The sequence below is a fragment of the Paractinoplanes globisporus DSM 43857 genome, assembly GCF_000379645.1.
Taxonomy (GTDB): domain Bacteria; phylum Actinomycetota; class Actinomycetes; order Mycobacteriales; family Micromonosporaceae; genus Actinoplanes; species Actinoplanes globisporus.
Genome location: NZ_KB903350.1, coordinates 134,362 through 151,833 on the forward strand (window position 1 = coordinate 134,362; position 17,472 = coordinate 151,833).

Here is a 17,472-nt window from a genome sequence, read left to right on the forward strand (position 1 = left end):
GCCGCGGCGGCGGGATACACCGTCGCGGTGGCGCGGGGCGAGGTCACTCGGAGCCCCGGAGGGCGGCGTGCAGCTCCTGCAGCGGGCGGACCGTCATGTCGCCGCGCATCAGGGCCTCGATGCCCATCACCGCGGCCGCCGCGCCCTGGGTGGTGGTGATGCTCGGGATGTCGGCGGTGACCGCCGCGCTGCGGATCTCGTAGCCGTCGGAGCGGGCGCTCGCGCCCGACCCCTGCGGCGTGTTGATGATCATGGCGATCTCGCCGGCCAGGATCAGGGCCACCGCGTTCTGGCCGGTCTCCTCGTAGTGCTTCGGGACGACCTCGCAGTCGATGCCGTGCCGCCGCAGCACCTCGCCGGTGCCGGCCGTGGTGACGATCGTGAAGCCGAGGTCGGCGAGCCGCTTGACCGGAAAGATCATCGAGCGCTTGTCCCGGTTGGCGACCGAGACGAAGATCTTGCCGCCGGTCGGCAGCGAGCCGTACGCGGCGGCCTGCGATTTCGCGAACGCCTGGCCGAAGCCGGCGTCGATGCCCATCACCTCGCCGGTCGACTTCATCTCCGGGCCGAGCAGGCTGTCCACGCCCTTGCCGGAGGGGGTACGGAACCGCTTGAACGGCAGCACCGCCTCCTTGATCGCGATCGGCGCGTTGGCCGGCGTCGTGCCGCCGTCGCCGTGGGGCAGCAGCACGCCCTCGGCCCGCAGCTCAGCGATGGTCGCGCCGAGCATGATGCGGGCAGCGGCCTTGGCCAGCGGGACCGCGGTCGCCTTCGAGACGAACGGGACGGTCCGGGACGCGCGCGGGTTCGCCTCCAGCACGTAGAGGGAGTCGTCCTTCAGCGCGTACTGGACGTTGAGCAGGCCGCGCACCCCGACGCCGTGGGCGATCGCCTCGGTGTAGCGGCGCACCTCGGCCAGGTGCGAGCCCGCGAGGGTGACCGGCGGCAGCGAGCAGGACGAGTCGCCGGAGTGGATGCCGGCCTCCTCGATGTGCTCCATCACGCCGCCCAGGTAGACCTCGCCGGTGGCGTCGCAGAGCGCGTCGACGTCGATCTCGATGGCGTCGTCGAGGAACCGGTCGACCAGCACCGGGTGGTCGGGCGAGATCTGGGTGGCCCGCTCGATGTACCCGGCGAGTGTCGGCTCGTCGTACACGATCTCCATGCCCCGGCCGCCGAGCACGTACGAGGGCCGCACCAGCACGGGGTAGCCGATCGTGTCGGCGATCGCCTTGGCCTCCTCGAAGCTGGTGGCGGTGCCGTGGTCGGGCGAGCGCAGCCCGGCCTTGCCGAGCACGTGGCCGAACAGCCCGCGATCCTCGGCCAGGTCGATCGACTCGGGCGAGGTGCCGACGATCGGGACGCCGGCCCTCTTGAGCCGCTTGGCCAGGCCGAGCGGGGTCTGGCCGCCGAGCTGCACGATCACGCCGACGACGCCAGGGCCGCCGGCCGCCTTGCCGGACGAGTCCTCGGAGTGGAACACCTCCAGGACGTCCTCGAACGTCAGCGGCTCGAAGTAGAGCCGGTCGGCGGTGTCGTAGTCGGTCGACACGGTCTCGGGGTTGCAGTTGACCATGACGGTCTCGTAGTCGACGCCGCGCAGCGCCATCACCGCGTGCACGCACGAGTAGTCGAACTCGATGCCCTGGCCGATGCGGTTCGGCCCCGAGCCGAGGATCAGCACCTTGGGCCGGGCGCTGGGGGCGACCTCGGTCTCCTCGTCGTAGGACGAGTAGTGGTACGGCGTGTTCGCCTCGAACTCGGCCGCGCAGGTGTCCACGGTCTTGTAGACCGGGCGGATCCCGAGCCGGTGCCGCAGCGTGCGCACGCCGTTTTCCCCGGCGAGCTCGGGCCGCAGCGCGGCGAGCTGCCGGTCGGAGAGCCCGGCGCGCTTGGCCCGGCGCAGCAGTTCCTCGTCGAGCACGGCGGCGTCCGAGATGTCCGTACGCAGGTCGACCAGCGCCTTGATCTCCTCGAGGAACCAGGGGTCGATCCCGCCGCTGGCCTCGAAGACCTGCTCGACCGAGGCGCCCAGCCGCAGCGCCCGCTCGACCGTGTAGAGCCGGCCGTCGTGCGGAATGCGCAGGTCCGACAGGGCCGACTCGACGGAGTCCGACGGATCCGCCACGGTCCAGAATCCGGCCGCCGGGGTCTCCATCGAGCGCATCGCCTTGTTGAGCGCCTCGGCGAAGTTCCGGCCCAGGCTCATCGCCTCGCCGACCGACTTCATCGTGGTGGTGAGCTCGGGGTCGGCGCCCGGGAACTTCTCGAACGCGAACCGCGGGATCTTCACGACCACGTAGTCGAGGGCCGGCTCGAAGGCGGCCGGCGTCTTCAGCGTGATGTCGTTCGGGATCTCGTCGAGCGTGTAGCCGATGGCCAGCTTCGCCGCGATCTTGGCGATCGGGAAGCCGGTGGCCTTCGAGGCCAGCGCCGAGGAGCGGGAGACGCGCGGGTTCATCTCGATGACGACCAGGCGGCCGTCCTGCGGGTTGACCGCGAACTGGATGTTGCAGCCGCCGGTGTCGACGCCGACCTCGCGCAGCACGGCGATGCCGAGGTCGCGCAGTTTCTGGTACTCCCGGTCGGTCAGGGTCATGGCCGGCGCGACGGTGACCGAGTCGCCGGTGTGCACGCCCATCGGGTCGACGTTCTCGATCGAGCAGACGACCACGACGTTGTCGTGCTTGTCGCGCATCAGCTCGAGCTCGTACTCCTTCCAGCCGAGCACGCTCTCCTCGATGAGCACCTCGTGCACCGGGGAGGCGGCCAGGCCGTCGCCCGCGATCCGCGCGAGGTCCTCCTGCGTGTGCGCCATGCCCGAGCCGAGACCGCCCATGGTGAACGACGGCCGGATGACCACCGGGAGCCCGAGCTCCTCGACGGTGGCGCGGACCTCGTCCATGGAGTGGCAGACCCGCGAGCGCGGGGTCTCCCCGCCGGCCTTCGCGACGATGTCCTTGAACAGCTGCCGGTCCTCGCCGCGGCGGATCGCGTCGATGTTGGCGCCGATCAGCTCGACGCCGTACTTCTCGAGCACGCCGCTCTCGTGCAGCGCGACCGCGGTGTTCAGCGCGGTCTGGCCGCCCAGCGTGGGCAGGATGGCGTCGGGCCGTTCCCGGGCGATGACCAGCTCGACGAACTCCGGGGTGATCGGCTCGACGTAGGTGGCGTCGGCGAACTCGGGGTCGGTCATGATCGTGGCCGGGTTGGAGTTGACCAGCGAGACGCGCAGCCCCTCGGCCCGCAGCACCCGGCAGGCCTGGGTACCGGAGTAGTCGAACTCGCAGGCCTGCCCGATGACGATCGGCCCCGAGCCGATCACCATCACATGCTTCAAATCGGAGCGCTTCGGCATGAGTCAGCCCTTCTTTTCCACGAGCTCGACGAAGCGATCGAAGAGGTAGTCCGCGTCGTGCGGCCCGGCCGCCGCCTCGGGGTGGTACTGGACGGTGAACGCGGGGACGTCCAGGCCCCGCAGGCCCTCGACCACGTTGTCGTTGAGGCAGACGTGCGACACCTCGACGCCGCCGAACGCGGTGTCGATCACCGCGTCGAGCGGGGCGTCGACCGCGAAACCGTGGTTGTGCGAGGTGACCTCGACCTTGCCGGTGGTCTTGTCGAGCACCGGCTGGTTGATGCCGCGGTGGCCGTAGCCGAGCTTGTACGTGCCGAAGCCGAGCGCCCGGCCGAGGATCTGGCTGCCGAAGCAGATGCCGAACAGCGGCTTGCGGATCCGCATCACCTCGCGGGCCAGCGCGACCGGCCCGTCCGCGGTGGCCGGGTCGCCCGGGCCGGGCGAGAAGAAGACCGCGTCGGGGCCGACCGCGAGCAGGTCCTCGATCGACGACGAGGCCGGGAAGATGTGCGTGGTCACGCCGCGTGCCGCGAGCCGGCGGGCCACGTTGCGCTTGATGCCGAGGTCGAGCGCGGCCACCGTGTACCGGTGCTCGCCCTCCGCCGAAACCGTATATTTCTCCGGAGTCGTCACTTCGGCCGACAAGTCGGCGCCAACCATCTGCGGCGAGGCCTGCACCCGCGACAGCAACGAGGCCGGATCAAGATCCACGCTGGACACGCCCACCCGCATGGCGCCTCGCGACCGGAGATGGCGGGTCAGCGCCCGGGTGTCGATCCCGCTGGTCCCGACGATGCCCTCGGCGGCAAGCCGATCACCCAGATCCCCGGTGGAGCGCCAGTTCGAGGGGCGCCGCGCCGGATCGCGCACGACGTATCCGGCGACCCAGATGCGGGAAGACTCGTCGTCCTCGTCGTTGACGCCGGTGTTGCCGATCATCGGGGCGGTCTGCACGACCACCTGCCGGTGATACGACGGGTCGGTCAGCGTCTCCTGGTAACCGGTCATGCCGGTCGTGAAGACCGCCTCGCCGAACGTCTCCCCCAGGGCACCGTACGCGGTGCCCCAGAACGTCCGCCCATCCTCGAGCACGAGGATCGCTTTACTCATTTCACAGCCTTCCCGTCGAGGACCGTCGGCTCTCCCCGGAGGAAGGTCGCGACGATGCGACCCGGCAGGGTGGTGCCCGAGTACGGCGTGTTGCGGCTGCGGCTCGCCAGCTCGGCCGGGTCGACGACCCGGCGGGCCGACGGGTCCACCAGCGTGAGGTTGGCCGGCGAGCCGACCGCGAGGTCGGTGCCGTGCCCGGCCAACCCGGCGATCCGGGCCGGCGTGCGGGACATCCGGTCGGCGATCAGGTCCCAGCGCTCGCCGAGGACGCTGATCACGATCGAGAGGGCGGTCTCCAGACCCAGCATGCCGGGCCGGGCGTACGCCCACTCGCATTCCTTGTCCTCCACCGCGTGCGGCGCGTGGTCGGTGGCCACCACGTCGATGACACCCTCGACGAGCGCCTCGCGCAGGGCGGCGACGTCCGACGACGTACGCAATGGGGGATTGACCTTGAAAACCGGGTCGTAGGACGCGGCCAGCTCGTCCGTGAGCAGCAGGTGATGCGGGGTCACCTCGGCGGTGACCCGCACGCCCCGGGCCTTGGCCTGGCGCAGCACCTCGACCGAGCCGGCGGTGGAGACGTGGCAGACGTGCAGGCGGCTGCCCACGTGCTCGGCGAGCAGCACGTCGCGGGCGATGATCGCCTCCTCGGCGACGGCCGGCCACCCGGTGAGGCCGAGTCGGGTGCTGACCTCGCCCTCGTGCATCTGCGCGCCCTCGGTGAGGCGCGGTTCCTCGGCGTGCTGGGCGATGATGCCGTCGAACGCCTTCACGTACTCCAGGGCGCGGCGCATCAGGCGCGGGTCGGCGACGCAGAAGCCGTCGTCCGAGAAGATCCGCACGTTGGCGGCGCTGGTGGCCATGGCGCCGACCTCGGCCAGCTGCTTGCCGGCCAGCCCGACGGTCACCGCGCCGATCGGCTGCACGTCGACCAGCCCGGCCTCGCGGCCCAGCCGCCAGACCTGCTCCACGACGCCGGCCGTGTCGGCGACCGGCGACGTGTTCGCCATCGCGCAGACCGCGGTGTAACCGCCCAGGGCGGCGGCCCGCGAGCCGGTCTCGACCGTCTCGGCGTCCTCCCGGCCGGGCTCGCGCAGGTGAGTGTGCAGGTCGACGAGCCCGGGCAGCGCCACCAGGCCCGCCGCGTCGATGACCTCAGCGCCGGATTTGTCCGCGGAGATCACGCCATCGCGGATGACCAGGTCGGTCGGCGCGCCCCCGACGACGGAGACGCCCTTGAGAAGAAACCCGCTCACGCCTTGCCCCCCAGCAGCAGATAGAGAACCGCCATGCGGGCCGAAACCCCGTTGGCGACCTGTTCAACGATCGTGGATCGGGACGAATCAGCCACCTCGGGCGTGATCTCCATGCCCCGGTTCATCGGGCCCGGGTGCATGACGATCGCGTGCTCGGGCAGCTTGCGCATGCGCGCGAGGTCGAGACCGTAGCGCCGGCTGTACTCCCGCGCGGAGGGGAAGTACGAGTCCTGCATGCGCTCGGTCTGCACCCGCAGCATCATCACGACGTCCATGTCGGGCAGGACGCTATCGAGGTCGTACGACACTTTTGTTTTTGGTTCGAGTGCCGCCGCGATGTCGACCGGAATCAGGGTGGGCGGCCCGACCAGAGTGACCTGGGCCCCCAGCGTCGAGAGCAGCAGCACATTGGACCGGGCGACCCGGCTGTGCAGCACGTCGCCGACAATGGCCACCTTCAGGCCGTCGAGACGGCCGAGCCGCGACCTCATCGTGTACGCGTCGAGGAGCGCCTGGGTCGGGTGCTCGTGGGTCCCGTCGCCCGCGTTGATCACCGAGCCGTCCACCCACGACGCGAGCCGGTGCGGCGCGCCGCTCGCCGAGTGCCGGATCACGACCGCGTCCGCGCCCATCGCCTGCAATGTGAGAGCGGTGTCCTTCAGGCTCTCACCCTTCGAGACGCTCGAGCCTTTTGCGGAAAAATTGATGACGTCGGCCGAGAGCCGCTTGGCCGCCGCCTCGAAGGAGATCCGCGTCCGGGTCGAGTCCTCGTAGAAGAGATTCACCACGGTGCGCCCGCGCAGCGTCGGCAGCTTCTTGACCTCGCGGCCGGCGAGCGCCGCCATCTCGGCGGCGGTGTCCAGGATCAGGGTGGCGGTGGCCGCGTCCAGATCGGCGGCCGATCGCAGGTGCTTGATCATGCTTCCCCTCCAGGAGCGCCGGTCAGGTTGACCTCGTCCAGGCCGTCGGTCTCGGTCAGCGAGACGCGCACGCTCTCGGACAGCGCTGTCGGGATGTTCTTGCCCACGTAGTCGGCGCGGATCGGCAGCTGCCGGTGCCCGCGGTCGACCAGAACGGCGAGCTGCACCGAGCTCGGCCGGCCGACGTCGTTCAGCGCGTCCAGCGCGGCCCGCACGGTGCGGCCGGAGAACAGCACGTCGTCGACCAGAATGACGCGACGACCGTCGATGCCTCCGCCCGGCAGCTCGGTCTTCCCGAGGGCCCGGGTGGCGTGCAGCCGAAGGTCGTCGCGGTAGAGGGTGATGTCGAGCGAGCCCACCGGCACGTCGATGTCCTCGAAGGCGTGGATGCGGGCGGCCAGCCGCTGGGCGAGCGGGACGCCTCGGGTGGGAATTCCGAGAAGCACGGTGCCGGTGGCGCCCGACGTCTTCTCGAGAATCTGATGAGCGATCCGGTCGACGACCCGATGCAGGTCGGACCCGCTCAAGATGATCTTGCTGGTCGTGTCTGCGCGCGGCGAAGCCACGGCGGACCTCCTTCCCCGCCTCACGGGACGGGTCGTTAAAGGACGTCTGACGGGAAGCCCGGAGAGGGATTCCCGATGGCTGACGCTACGTTACCAGCGGCCCGGGCGTTGACCATGGTGACCTGCCTGACCCGCGGGACTAGTGGGACGAATCCGACACTTCCACCGTGGGCTGCGCGACTCATCGGTAACCAACACTTGACCGGCGGTCTCACACTGCGTACCGTCACGCTGCGTAGCGATCGCGGAGGAAGAACCCTCCGGGCAAGCACATGGGAGTGTTCCGAATGCCGTCTGAGTACGCCAAGTCGTTGGGCGCCCGCCTGCGCTCCATCCGCCAGCAGCAGGGCCTGTCCCTGCAGGGTGTGGAAGAGAAGTCGAACGGCCGGTGGAAGGCCGTCGTGGTGGGCTCGTACGAGCGTGGTGACCGGGCCGTTACCGTGTCCCGCCTCGCCGAGCTGGCCGACTTCTACCGCGTGCCCGTCTCGGAGCTGCTGCCCGACGGCAGCGGCGTCCGCCTCGAGGCCACCAACAAGATCGTGCTCGACCTGGAAAAGCTGTACGACACCACCGGCGAGGACCTCGCCTACGTCGCACGCTATGCCCGGGCCATCCAGCAGCAGCGCGGCGACTACAACGGCCGCGTCCTCTCCATCCGAGCCGACGACCTGCGCGCGCTCGCCATCGTCTACGACATCTCTCCCTCGGGCCTCATCGAGCGCCTCACGGAGCAGGGTGTCCTGGTGGCCGACCCCCGCGCGTTCTTCGCCAGCTGACCCCCCGTATCCCCTCTCTTCCTGAAAGGCCCGCAGACCTCCTGCGGGCCTTTCGCGTACGCCGGCCACGCCCCGTCACGTCGTCCCGCGCCACCATCCCGCTCGATATCACCCATCGTGCAAACCGGCGTTCCGACCCTCACACCACAGCCCGTTTTCGCACATGAAGCGAACGCAATTCCCCGTGCCCGGACCCACCCCGCGCGTGCCCGATTGCTCTCCGCCAACGCCCGATCTTGTGGCTTTGGGGTAGACACGCGGAAGCCGCCCGGGAATGTCCCCGAGCGGCTTCGTGTGGAGATCTAGCGCGTGGCGAACTCGGAGATGCGGCCGAGGATGCCGTTGAGGAAACGCGGGCTGTCGTCCGTCGACATCTGCTTGGCGAGCTCCACCGCCTCGGTGATCGCGACCGGATCGTCGATCTCCGGCACATAGAGCAGCTCATACACCGCGATCCGCGCCAGATTACGGTCGATCACCGGCATGCGCTCGAGGGTCCAGCCCTCGGCGTAGCTGGAGATCAGCTCATCGATGCGGTCCAGGTTGCGAGCCACGCCCTCGACCAGGCTGATCGCGTAGTCCAGGTGGTCGGGGCGGGGTTTCTCGATGCGGTCGACATAGGTGCGCAGCACCTCGCTCGGCGGCAGATCGCGCATGTCGGCCTCGTAGAGGACGTCGAGCGCCCGCTTCCGTGCCTTGCGGCGCGCGGGCATCTGCGCCTTCGGGGCTTCCGCCATTGTCAGGAACGACCGAGGTAGCGGCCGTCGCGGGTGTCGACCTTGATCTTCTCGCCGGTGGTGATGAAGAGCGGGACGTTGACCGTCGCGCCGGTCTCGACCGTGGCCGGCTTGGTGCCGCCGGTCGACCGGTCGCCCTGCAGGCCGGGCTCGGTGTAGGTGACCTCGAGGAAGACGCTGGTCGGCAGCTCGATGTAGAGCGGGACGCCCTCGTGCGTGGCGACCGTGGCCTCGGCCTCGGGGAGCAGGTAGTTCGCGTTCTCGCCGACGGTGCCGGCGGGCACGGTGATCTGGTCGAAGGTGTCCAGATCCATGAAGACGAAGTCCTCGCCGTCCAGGTAGAGGTACTGCATCGTGCGCTTGTCGACGGTCGCGGTGTCGACCTTGGTGCCGGCGTTGAACGTCTTGTCGACGACCTTTCCGGAGAGCACGTTTTTCAGCGTGGTGCGCACGAAGGCCCCACCCTTACCCGGCTTGACGTGCTGGAACTCCACGACGGACCACAGATCGCCGTCGAGGTTGAGTACCAGGCCGTTCTTCAGGTCGTTCGTGGTAGCCATGTTTTCTCTAGAACCCCGTCTTTGTTTTTGGGTCTTGTACTTAGGTGACCGAACGAGTTTACCGGCGCTTACGCCCCGCCGCCCACCTGGGCCAGGTGCTCCAGCGCCAGCCGGTAACCGTCGACACCCAGCCCGGCGATCACCCCGGTCGCGACACCCGTGATGACCGATTTGTGGCGGAACTCCTCGCGCTTGTGGATGTTCGAGATGTGCACCTCGATCAGCCGCCCGCCGAGCAGCGCGCAGGCGTCGCGCACCGCGATGTTGTAATGCGTCCAGCCGCCCGGGTTGAGCACCACGTCGGCACCCTCGTCGACGGCCTCGTGCAGCCAGCGGATCATCTCGAACTCCGCGTCGGTCTGCCGCACCTGCACCTCGAGGTCGAGCCGTTTCGCCGTGTCCCGGCAGATCTGGACGAGATCGGCATAGGTGGTCGAACCGTAGATGCTCGGCTCCCGCGTGCCGAGCCGCCCGAGGTTCGGCCCGTTCAGCACAAAGATCATCTCGCCACCTCCGCATAGGCCGCACGCAGCAGGTCCTCGTCGGGGCCGGTCAGGATGCCCGGTTTCGCCAGGCCATCGAGAACCACGAACCGCAAGGTGTCTGCCCGCGCCTTCTTGTCGACGCGCATCGCGCTCAGCAGCTCGTCCCAAAATTCTTGCCCGTACGCCGTGGGGAGCCCCACCATTTCCAGTACGGCCCGGTGCCGGGCCGAGGTCGCGTCGTCCAGACGCCCGGAGAGCCGGGAGAGGGCCGCCGCGAAGATGAGCCCGACCGAGATCGCGTGCCCGTGCTTCCAGGTGTACCGCTCGCGTTTCTCGATCGCGTGCCCGAGCGTGTGCCCGTAGTTGAGGATCTCGCGCAGCCCCGACTCCTTGAGGTCGACGCTGACCACCTCGGCCTTGACCCGGACGGCCCGCTCGACCAGCTCACGCAGCACGTCGCCGCCGGGGTCGGCCGCCGCTTTCGGATCCCCCTCGATCAGCGACAGGATCGCCGGGTCGGCGATGAACCCGCACTTGATCACCTCGGCCAGTCCCGCGGTGAGGTCGTCGGCCGGCAGCGTCGCGAGGGCGTCGAGGTCGCAGAGCACCCCGGCCGGCGGATGGAACGCGCCGACCAGGTTTTTCCCGGCCGCGATGTTCACACCGGTCTTGCCGCCCACCGACGCGTCGACCATGCCGAGCAGTGACGTCGACACCGGCACCCAGCGCACCCCGCGCAGCCAGGACGCGGCGACGAACCCGGCGAGGTCGGTGACCGCTCCCCCGCCGACGCCGACCACCACGTCGGTGCGGGTGAACCCGGCGGCGCCCAGCTCGTCCCAGCAGCGGGCGGCCACCTCCACGGTCTTGCCGCGCTCGGCGTCGGGCACCTCGATCGGCGTGACCCGCGCGCCGGAGACCTCGGCAATCCGCTCGGCCCGCGAACGCAGGGGCGCCGAGTAGAGCACCGCGACCCGCGCCGCGTCCCCGATCAGCCCCGGCAGCTCGCCGGCCAGGTCGCGGCCGACCAGCACGTCGTACGGCCGATCACCACCCACGTGTATGCGCGTCACCACGGCCGCAACCCTATCCGCGGCCCACCCGGCGGCCCTGCCCCACCCGCCGGGGTTCCATCCCTCGGACACCGGAGCCGCCATGGGGTTATATTTTTCTAACCCCAGACGGGTTATAACTGCCCCATGCCGAAAATCAACGTCTACCTGCCCGACGAACTCGCCGATGCGGTCCGCGAGGCCGGCCTGCCCGTCTCGTCGATCTGTCAGCGCGCCCTGGAGCAGGCCGTCCGCCGCACCACGGCGATCCGCCAGGCCACGCTCGACGACATCCGGCCCGACCTGCTGGCCGCCCGCCTGCCCAGCTTCACGGCTCGGCTGGTCACCACGGTGACCCTGGCCGCCGACCGGGCCAAGGCCGCCGGCTCGCCCCACGTCACCACCGGCGACCTGCTGGCCGGCATGATCGCCGAGGGCGGCAACCTGGCCCTGCAGATCCTGACCGCACTGGAGATCGAGCCGGGCACGCTGCTGCCCGCCGCCCAGCCGAGCCCGCCCCCGCCCGGACCAGCCGGGGCCGGACCAGCCGGGGCCCGACCAGCCGGGGCCGGACCAGCCGGGGCCGGACCGGCCGCGGAAGGGCCGGCCGGGGCCCGACCGGCCGAGGCCCGACCGGCCGAGGCCGGTCCGGCCGGGCCCGGGCTTCGGTTCAGCTCGCCGGCCGCGGTCGCCGTCGAGCTGGCCGTCGGCGAGGCGATCGGGCTCGGTCACAACTACGTGGGGTGCGAGCACCTGCTGATCGCCCTCGCCGCCGAGACCGACGGCACGGCCGGTGAGCTGCTGCGGGCCCGCGGGGCGGACGGCCGCGCCGTCCGCCGGGCCGTGGCCGCCGCGATAGCCGGGTACGCCCACCTGCGCGCCTCGGTCGCCGCGGCGCCCACCGCCCCGCCCGCCGGCATCCTCACCGCCGTGCGTGCCGAGCTGGCTCCCCTCATCGAGCGCATCGAGCGCCTGGAGAACCGCCTGAACTGATCGATCTCAGGCGGCGGGCAGGCGGCCGGCGTTCGAGGGGAGCTCGGTCGAGAGGACGATCTTGCCGCGGGTGTGCCGGGGCGCCAGCTCGGCGTACGCCTCGCGGACGGCCTCGAGCGGGTAGACGGCGGCGACCGGCATCACGACCCGGCCCCACGCCACCTCCTCGGCCAGGAACGCGAGGATCTCGGCGTCGCTGGCGGTGGAGCTGCCTTCCATCTTGGCGCCGGCCTTCTGCGCGGCCGCGTAGTCGGCGACCGTGTTGATCCGGGCCGGGTCGACCCCCAGCTCGACGGCCAGGTCGACGTACCCACCCCCGTACGTGTCCATAAATGCGTCGATGCCGGACGGGACCACCTTGCGCAACCGCTCGGCGAGATCGTCGCCGTAGGCGACGGGGATGACCCCCACGGAGCGCAACCAGGCCGCGTTGCTCTCGCTCGCGATGCCGATCACCGTGGCGCCGGTGTTGCGGGCGAGCTGCACGGTGAGCGAGCCGACGCCGCCGGCCGCGCCGCTGACCACGACGACCTCGCCGGCCACCGGCTGCACGGCGCGCACCGACGCGTACGCGGTCACGCCCGCGACGAACAGGCCGCCGGCCCGGATCCAGTCGAGCGCGAGGGGTTTGCGGGTGAGGTGGTCGGCCGGCACCAGCACATAGTCGGCGTGCGAGGACCGCCAGTCGGACCAGCCGAGCACCTCGTCGTCGATGCCGAACTCGGTGACCGAGGCGCCGACCTCGACCACCCGGCCGGCGAAGTCGCTGCCCTGGCCCGAGGGGAAGGTCGCCGGCCAGCGGTCGTGCAGGAGCCCGGAGCGGATGGCCATCTCGCCGGGGTTGATGCCGGCCGCGACCACCTCGACGAGGATCTGGTCGGCGGCCGGCCGTGGACGCTCGACGTCCTCGATGCGAAGGACGTCCACGTCACCGTACTGATCGAAACGAACCGCGCGTGTCATGCCTTTCGTTGTATCCCGCTCGGGGCCGATCCAGGCCGTCTCGTCGGTCACAACTTCAAGCTTTGCGCACATTCAGCCCTTGAGCAGGGCCGCGACCTCGGCGGCGATCTCCTCGGGCTCGCGGCCGTCGGTCGCCACCGTGTGCGTGGCCACCTCGGCGTACAGCGGGCGGCGCTGGTCGAGCAGGTATTTCAGGGTGGCGCGCGGGTTGATGGCCAGCAGCGGGCGGCCCGCGCCCAGCCCGACCCGCTTCACCGCGTCGGAGAGCTCGACCGACAGGTAGACGACCGTGTGCCCCTTGAGCAGCTCGCGGGTGCCCTCGTGCAGGATCGCCCCGCCGCCGAGGGCGAGGATGCCGTCGTAGTCCTGAAGGGCCGCCGCGATCGTCTCCCGTTCGAGCAGGCGGAACGCGTCCTCGCCGTCGTCGAAGAAGATCTCGGGGATCGGCTTGCCGGCTTTAGCCTCGATGATCGTGTCGGCGTCCCGGAACGGCAGGCCGAGGAGCCCGGCGACCGCCTCGCCGATCGTCGACTTGCCGGCGCCGGGCGCGCCCACGAACACCGCCACCGGCGCCATCAGCGGATCACCAGCGAGTCGAGGTAACCGGCCAGGTTGCGGCGGATCTCGGCGACCGAGTCGCCGCCGAACTTCTCGACCGCGGCCTCGGCCAGCACCAGGGCGACCATCGCCTCGGCGACGACGGCGCCGGCCGGAACGGCGCAGACGTCCGAGCGCTGGTTGATCGCGGTGGCCGGCTCGCCGGTGACCACGTCGATCGTCTGCAGGGCCCGGTTGAGCGACGAGATCGGCTTGAGCGCGGCGCGGACCCGCAGCGGCTCGCCGTTGGTGATGCCACCCTCGAGTCCGCCGGCGCGGTCGGTGACCCGCCGGACGCCGTCGGCCGTCGGGATGATCTCGTCGTGGGCCACCGAGCCGCGCGAGCGGGCCTGGGTGAAGCCGTCGCCGATCTCCACGCCCTTGACCGACTGGATGCTCATCAGCGCGGCGGCGAGGCGGCCGTCGAGCTTGCGGTCCCACTGGACGTGCGACCCGAGGCCCGGCGGAACGCCGTAGGCCAGCACCTCGACGATGCCGCCCAGCGTGTCGGCGTCCTTCTTGGCCGCGTCGACCTCGGCCACCATCCGCGCGCTCGCCTCGGGGTCGAGGCAGCGCAGCGGGTCGGCGTCGATGCGCTCGGCGTCTTCCGGCGTGGGGATCAGGCCCGTTTTCGCCGCCACCGAGCCGAGCTCGATCACGTGCGACACGATCTCGATGCCGAGCGCCTGCTTGATCAGCGCTTTCGCCACCACGCCGACGGCGACGCGGGCCGCCGTCTCCCGCGCGCTGGCCCGCTCGAGAATCGGGCGCGCGTCGGTGTGCCCGTACTTCTGCATGCCGGCCAGATCGGCGTGGCCCGGGCGCGGCCGGGTCAGCGGCGCGTTGCGGGCCTGGGAGGCCAGTTCCTCGGGGTCGACCGGGTCGGCCGCCATCACCGTCTGCCATTTCGGCCACTCGGAGTTGGCGACCCGGATCGCCACCGGGCTACCGAGCGTCAGCCCATGGCGGAGACCGCCGATGATCTCGACCACGTCCTGCTCGAAGGACATGCGGGCGCCTCGGCCGTAGCCGAGCCGCCGCCGGGCGAGGTCGCGGCCGATCGCGGCACTCGTCACCTCGACGCCGGCGGGCACGCCCTCGAGCATCGCGACGAGCGCCGGTCCATGGGATTCACCTGCAGTAAGCCAGCGCAGCACGGCTCAAATTCTGGCACGCCGTCGCCGCCGCCCGTCGCGCCCCCGCCGCCGTCCCGCCCTCCGGACAGTGCGAGGCCCTCCGGCGCCGGGGTTTCACCTGGCGGAAGCGGACGCAGACAAGATCGAAAAAGCGACGGTACGGTCCCGGCGTGGCGGACGAGGGCACCCGGGAACGCGGCGGCGGGCCCCGACCCGGACCCTGCTGGTCGCGGCGCAGTGCGGGCAGGTTTTCGCGGGCCCGCGGTGCTGGCGCCGATGGCGGGCCTGGGCGCGATCGGAACGGGCGTGCCGATGGCGGTCGTGATCCTCGTGTGCGCGGCGGCCGGCCTGCTGACGGTCGCCCTGCTCACCGGCGGCCGGCGGCCTCGACTCACCGGCGGCCGGCGGCCTCGACTCACCGGCGGCCGGCGGCCTCGACTCACCGGCGGCTGGCGGCCTCGAACAGAGCCGACCGCATAGCCGCCTCGGGCGCCGGCGTAACGCCGGTGAACTGCTCGAACTGGCTCAGCGCCTGACTCAGGAGCAGGTCGAGGCCGGAGACGACGGGCACGCCGGCGGCGGTCGCGGACGCGGCCAGCGGCGTGGGCCACGGGTCGTAGATCGCGTCGAAGAGCACGGTGCCCGGACGCCAGACGACCACCTCGGCCAGGTGGTCGGCGGCGCCCTTCGGGACCGTGGAGATCACCGCGTCGGCTTCGAGGAGGGACGCCGCCTCGGACCAGTCGGCGCCGAGCAGCTTCAAACCGAGCGCGTCGGCCGCCGGGAGGAGCTCGTCGCGGGCCGAGGGCCGGCGGGTCACCACGGTCACCTCGGTCGTGCCCAGCGCGGCGGCCGCGCCGAGGGCCGCCCGGCAGGTTCCCCCGCCGCCGAGCACGGTGACCGACGGCGACGACCCGAGGCCGGCGTCGCTCAGGACACGGACCATGCCGGGAACATCCGTGTTGTCGGCATGCCACCCATCGTCACGGCGTACGAGAGTGTTGGCCGCACCCGTCGCCCGGGCGACGGGCGTCGCCGTCGTCGCGAGGCGCAGCGCCTCCTCCTTGAGGGGCATGGTCAGCGAGAGACCGGCCCACGAGGCGTCGAGGCCGTTCAGCCGGCCCGCGAGCTCGGCCGCCGCGCACTCGATCGCCACATAGCTCCACCCGTCGAGGCCGGCGGCCGCGAACCCGGCGTTGTGGATCACCGGGGAGAGCGAGTGCGCGATCGGTTTGCCGAGCACGGCGGCCCGGCGGCGAGGTGTGCCGGTGTCGGCGGCGGACGTCACCGACACACCCTAGCCGGTCGGGCTCAGCAGAGCGGAACGCCGTTCCTGCAGGCCTGCGCGATGTTCTTCTGGTGCTGCTGGTAGTCGTTCGTGAAGACCGAGTGGCCCTGCTTGTCGATCGCCACGAAGTAGAGCCAGTTGGCCGACGGGGGCTGCATCGCGCCCTTCAGCGCCGCCTCACCCGGGTTGTCGATCGGCCCGAGCGGCAGCCCCTTCTTGCTCTTGGTGTTGTACGGGTTCTTCGGGTCGTCGATCTCGGCGGCGGTGAGCGCACCGGAGTACTTGGCCGCCTTGCCGTTGAGCTCGAGCCAGTAGTTGGCGGTCACGTCGAACTCGAGCGGCATGTGCGCCTTGTACGCCCGGTTGTACGCGACCCGCGCGATCTTCGGATAGTCCTCGGGGACACCGGCCTCGGCCTGGGTCAGCGAGGCCACGATCAGCGCCTCGTACGGCGACACGGACAGGTTGTTCTGCACCGTGTCGGCGAAGTTCATGTCCCCGGTGACCGAGAGGAACCGGTTAACCATGACCTCGAGGATCTGCGCGGCGTTCAGCTTCGGGTCGAACTCGTACGTGTCGGGGAACAGGAAGCCCTCGATGCTCGCGGTCGCCGCCGGCTTGCCGTCGCGCCGCTTGAACCAGTAGTCGGGCACGCCCAGGTCGGTGGGCTTCTTCGCGGCGTCCTGGAAGTCCTTGACCGGGATGTTCGTCGCCTTCGACAGCGTGGCGTAGATCTGCAGGGCGGTCTGCCCCTCGGTGATGGTGACGCCCGAGGTGATCCGCGACTTCGGGTCGAGCAGCAGGTTCACCGCGTTCTCCGCGGACATCTGCTTCTTCAGCTTGTACGTCCCGGACTGGATGTTCTTGCCGCGGGGGTTGGCGTTGGCGGCGTTCACGAACGCTTTCGTGGACTTCACGACATCGGAGTCGACCAGGGTGTTGCCGATGTCCGTGAGCGTCGAGTTCTTGGCGATCGCCACCTGAACCGGTTCGGTGCCGGGGCCGCTGTAGTCGGCCGCGACGAAGAAGTCCTTGACCTTGCTGTAGCCGAAATAAACTCCGCCACCGAGCACGGCCAACAGGACGAAAGCCATCAAAAACGCGACGCCGGACTTACCCGAGCCCTTCTTTCCACCGCGGTTTCCCCGCCGGTGGCGAGGCCTACCGCGTTCGGCGTGCTCGTCGAACGCCAGGTCCAGCTCGTCGATCATCTCTGCCTCCGCTGCGCGTCCAGCCAGCTCTGCAGGATCTCCACCGCGGCCGCCTGGTCGACGACCGCCCGCTGCCGCTTTCCCCGGACGCCACGCTCGGCGAGCCGTCGAGTTGCGACCACGGTCGACATCCTTTCGTCCGCCAGGACGATCGGCACCGTGCCGACCGCCTCCGCCAGTCGCCCAGCGTACGCACGAATGTCGATGGCGGCAGGGCCCTCGGCGCCGTTGAGGCGCACGGGAAGCCCCACCACGATCCCGACCGCCTCGTGTTCCCCCACGAGACGAACGAGCTCGGCTATATCGCCAGGCACGGCGTTGGGTGCCGCGCCCATGTCACGGGACACCGTGACCAGGGGGGTGGCCAGGATCCCGTCAGGGTCACTTATGGCGACCCCGACGCGCACCTTACCTACATCAACGCCCAGCCGCCTACCCCGCGGCTCCGCGCTCATCCGGCC

At 70.6% G+C, this 17,472-nt stretch carries 17 protein-coding genes; 2 read left to right on the plus strand and 15 right to left on the minus strand.

The window, feature by feature from the left end; genetic code table 11:
• Window positions 1-43: 43 nt before the first annotated feature.
• Genes carB through pyrR form a run of 5 tightly spaced genes read right to left on the minus strand, consistent with a single transcriptional unit; the run spans window position 44 to window position 7,213 of the window.
• Window positions 44-3,358 (minus strand): carbamoyl-phosphate synthase large subunit, encoded by a 3,315-nt coding sequence (gene carB, locus A3CQ_RS0145075; RefSeq protein WP_020517558.1) that lies wholly within the window; start codon window positions 3,356-3,358, stop codon window positions 44-46.
• Window positions 3,359-3,361: 3 nt separating this feature from the next.
• The gene (gene carA / locus A3CQ_RS0145080) at window positions 3,362-4,468 is read right to left on the minus strand and encodes a glutamine-hydrolyzing carbamoyl-phosphate synthase small subunit (protein WP_020517559.1); all 1,107 of its coding nucleotides are present in this window, start codon (window positions 4,466-4,468) and stop codon (window positions 3,362-3,364) included.
• Window positions 4,465-5,727: a dihydroorotase gene (locus A3CQ_RS0145085; protein WP_020517560.1), complete on the minus strand. Its 1,263-nt coding sequence runs from the start codon at window positions 5,725-5,727 to the stop codon at window positions 4,465-4,467. Before A3CQ_RS0145085 ends, carA begins: the two co-directional genes overlap by 4 nt.
• The gene (locus A3CQ_RS0145090) at window positions 5,724-6,647 is read right to left on the minus strand and encodes an aspartate carbamoyltransferase catalytic subunit (RefSeq protein WP_020517561.1); all 924 of its coding nucleotides are present in this window, start codon (window positions 6,645-6,647) and stop codon (window positions 5,724-5,726) included. The genes A3CQ_RS0145085 and A3CQ_RS0145090 overlap by 4 nt, the downstream gene beginning before the upstream one ends.
• Window positions 6,644-7,213: a bifunctional pyr operon transcriptional regulator/uracil phosphoribosyltransferase PyrR gene (pyrR, locus tag A3CQ_RS0145095; protein ID WP_020517562.1), complete on the minus strand. Its 570-nt coding sequence runs from the start codon at window positions 7,211-7,213 to the stop codon at window positions 6,644-6,646. The genes A3CQ_RS0145090 and pyrR overlap by 4 nt, the downstream gene beginning before the upstream one ends.
• A gap of 287 nt (window positions 7,214-7,500) precedes the next feature.
• Here pyrR and bldD point away from each other — a divergent pair, with 287 nt between their 5' ends.
• Window positions 7,501-7,989, plus strand: coding sequence for a transcriptional regulator BldD (bldD, locus tag A3CQ_RS0145100; RefSeq protein WP_020517563.1), 489 nt, complete (start codon window positions 7,501-7,503; stop codon window positions 7,987-7,989).
• Window positions 7,990-8,291: 302 nt separating this feature from the next.
• Here the strand turns inward: bldD and nusB are convergent, their stop codons facing one another.
• The 4 genes from nusB to aroB form a co-directional block, all read right to left on the minus strand.
• A complete protein-coding gene (gene nusB, locus A3CQ_RS0145105) occupies window positions 8,292-8,702 on the minus strand; it encodes a transcription antitermination factor NusB (protein WP_211216812.1) in 411 nt (136 codons plus the stop codon).
• A 26-nt stretch (window positions 8,703-8,728) separates the two neighbouring features.
• Window positions 8,729-9,286, minus strand: coding sequence for an elongation factor P (gene efp / locus A3CQ_RS0145110; RefSeq protein WP_020517565.1), 558 nt, complete (start codon window positions 9,284-9,286; stop codon window positions 8,729-8,731).
• Between the two features lie 68 nt (window positions 9,287-9,354).
• The gene (gene aroQ, locus A3CQ_RS0145115) at window positions 9,355-9,789 is read right to left on the minus strand and encodes a type II 3-dehydroquinate dehydratase (protein WP_020517566.1); all 435 of its coding nucleotides are present in this window, start codon (window positions 9,787-9,789) and stop codon (window positions 9,355-9,357) included.
• Window positions 9,786-10,847: a 3-dehydroquinate synthase gene (aroB, locus tag A3CQ_RS0145120; protein ID WP_040434128.1), complete on the minus strand. Its 1,062-nt coding sequence runs from the start codon at window positions 10,845-10,847 to the stop codon at window positions 9,786-9,788. The genes aroQ and aroB overlap by 4 nt, the downstream gene beginning before the upstream one ends.
• Before the next feature lie 123 nt (window positions 10,848-10,970).
• On the opposite strand from aroB, the gene A3CQ_RS0145125 reads away from it, so the two are divergent.
• Complete coding sequence (locus A3CQ_RS0145125; RefSeq protein ID WP_020517568.1) at window positions 10,971-11,816, plus strand: Clp protease N-terminal domain-containing protein; 846 nt, start codon at window positions 10,971-10,973, stop codon at window positions 11,814-11,816.
• Between the two features lie 6 nt (window positions 11,817-11,822).
• Here A3CQ_RS0145125 and A3CQ_RS0145130 read toward each other — a convergent pair whose 3' ends face one another.
• The 6 genes from A3CQ_RS0145130 to ruvX form a co-directional block, all read right to left on the minus strand.
• Window positions 11,823-12,779, minus strand: a complete 957-nt coding sequence (locus tag A3CQ_RS0145130) for an NADP-dependent oxidoreductase (protein ID WP_020517569.1) — start codon at window positions 12,777-12,779, stop codon at window positions 11,823-11,825.
• A gap of 72 nt (window positions 12,780-12,851) precedes the next feature.
• Entirely contained in the window at window positions 12,852-13,355 is a 504-nt protein-coding gene (locus tag A3CQ_RS0145135; RefSeq protein ID WP_020517570.1) for a shikimate kinase, read from the minus strand.
• Window positions 13,355-14,533 carry a chorismate synthase gene (gene aroC / locus A3CQ_RS0145140; RefSeq protein ID WP_026206907.1) on the minus strand — a complete coding sequence of 393 codons (1,179 nt, stop codon included), beginning with the start codon at window positions 14,531-14,533 and terminating at the stop codon, window positions 13,355-13,357. Before aroC ends, A3CQ_RS0145135 begins: the two co-directional genes overlap by 1 nt.
• A gap of 418 nt (window positions 14,534-14,951) precedes the next feature.
• Window positions 14,952-15,806 carry a shikimate dehydrogenase gene (locus A3CQ_RS0145150; RefSeq protein ID WP_020517572.1) on the minus strand — a complete coding sequence of 285 codons (855 nt, stop codon included), beginning with the start codon at window positions 15,804-15,806 and terminating at the stop codon, window positions 14,952-14,954.
• A 17-nt stretch (window positions 15,807-15,823) separates the two neighbouring features.
• Window positions 15,824-17,011, minus strand: a complete 1,188-nt coding sequence (gene mltG / locus A3CQ_RS0145155; protein ID WP_020517573.1) for an endolytic transglycosylase MltG — start codon at window positions 17,009-17,011, stop codon at window positions 15,824-15,826.
• On the minus strand, window positions 17,008-17,466 hold the full coding sequence (ruvX, locus tag A3CQ_RS0145160; RefSeq protein WP_020517574.1) for a Holliday junction resolvase RuvX: 459 nt from the start codon (window positions 17,464-17,466) through the stop codon (window positions 17,008-17,010). Before ruvX ends, mltG begins: the two co-directional genes overlap by 4 nt.
• Window positions 17,467-17,472 lie beyond the last annotated feature (6 nt).